The following is a 1,412-nucleotide window of genomic DNA, read 5'->3' on the forward strand; positions in this document are numbered from 1 at the left end:
CCAAAAGGCCAGCATGCCGCCGCCGATGGCGTAGCGGGCGCCGTCACCGTTGATCGTCTGCCGGCCGATGCCTTCGAGCAGGCCGGCAAACAGCAGCATCACGACGACGCCGACCATGACGGTCGCCGCGATCCGTCCGGCCTCGGCGGCGGACGCCATGCGGGTTAGCTCGCCGGGAAAGGCGATGCGCGTGCCAATGCGCATGCCGGCGGCCCCAGCCAGCGCGATGGCGAACAGCTCGGTGGTGCCGTGGATGGCGAGCCAGCCGCCGAGCCCGAAGCCCAGTCCCTTGGCGGCGTAGATCTGGAATATCGCGCCGAGCATGCAGCCGTTCATCAGGATGATCAGCACGCTTGGCGCGGCAAAGGCAAAGCCGAGCGCAAAGGCCAGGATCGCCACCTGCGTGTTGTGGGTGAAGAGATAGGCGGCAAAGCTCGACAGGAATTGGCTGTCGGCGCCGCCATAGAGCACGCTGCGCAGCATCTCGGCCGACGAGTCCGGATTGCGCCCGCCGGCAAGGCTTGGTGCGATGATGGCGTCGTACCAGCCCTTGTTGGACGCCACCAGCCAGTAGCCGGCGCCGGCGCCGACTGCCGTCAGTCCGACCGCAACAAGGGTTTCACGCCACAGGACGCGGATAGCGTTTGGCCAGTCATGCAGGAAGAAATCGCCGATGCGCTGCCGCAAGCCACGCCGGGCGCCGTAAAGGTAGAAATAGCCGCGCAGGCAGAGCGCTTCGAGATAAGAGACGAGCGCATTGTCGAGCGACGTCGCCCTGGCCACCGACAGCGAGGACAGCGCCGAGCGGTAGAGCAGCGGTAGCGACAGCAATTCGTCTTCCGACAGCGTGCGCGGCGCTCGCTTCTCGACCCGCGCCAAGAGCGCCTCGAATGCCAGCCAGTCGGCCTCGCGCTCCTGGCGGAAGCTGGCGAGCGTCTGGCGTACCGCATCGGTGCCGGCCGGCGTCGTCACAAAAGATTCTCCTGCTTGAGCTCGAGATAGCGCTCGACCAGCGCCGGGCCCAGCCGCTGGTGATCGGCCTCGATGACATGCGCGCCGAGCAGCCTCAGCCGTCCGATCACGACCTGCCGTTCCCTAAGCAGGCCGCCAGCGGTGACGGCGCGCGCCACGTCCTCCGGCGTCGCCGGCGGCATGTCGGCCAGGCTCTCCAGCTCGACATCCTTCATCATCATGAACAGCACCAGGTGGCGCTCGGTCAGCCGGCCGACGGTGCGCAGCATCAGCTCGGCGCTGATCGGATCGACGAAATCGGTGAAGATGATGACCAGCGAGCGCCGGTCGAGCTTGCCCGAAAGCGTCGTCAGCGCCAGCGTAAAGTTGGTTTCCTCGCTGGAATAGTCGATCTCTGCCGCCCGCTTCTGGATCATCGGGAAGCTGGCGGAGCCGCGCAC

The 1,412-nt window shown here is 66.8% G+C and carries 1 protein-coding gene and 1 pseudogene; both read right to left on the reverse strand.

All coding sequences use genetic code 11. The features are described 5' to 3' along the window. Positions 1-972, reverse strand: a 972-nt coding sequence (locus EN781_RS32525) for a stage II sporulation protein M (protein WP_145965791.1), incomplete at its 3' end; no start/stop codon positions are given. Beyond that, positions 969-1,412: pseudogene (locus tag EN781_RS32530) on the reverse strand (DUF58 domain-containing protein); the annotation flags it as partial. The gene EN781_RS32525 and the pseudogene EN781_RS32530, both read right to left, overlap by 4 nt.

Origin of the sequence: Mesorhizobium sp. M4A.F.Ca.ET.090.04.2.1 (assembly GCF_003999085.1) — a bacterium.
GTDB lineage: Bacteria > Pseudomonadota > Alphaproteobacteria > Rhizobiales > Rhizobiaceae > Mesorhizobium.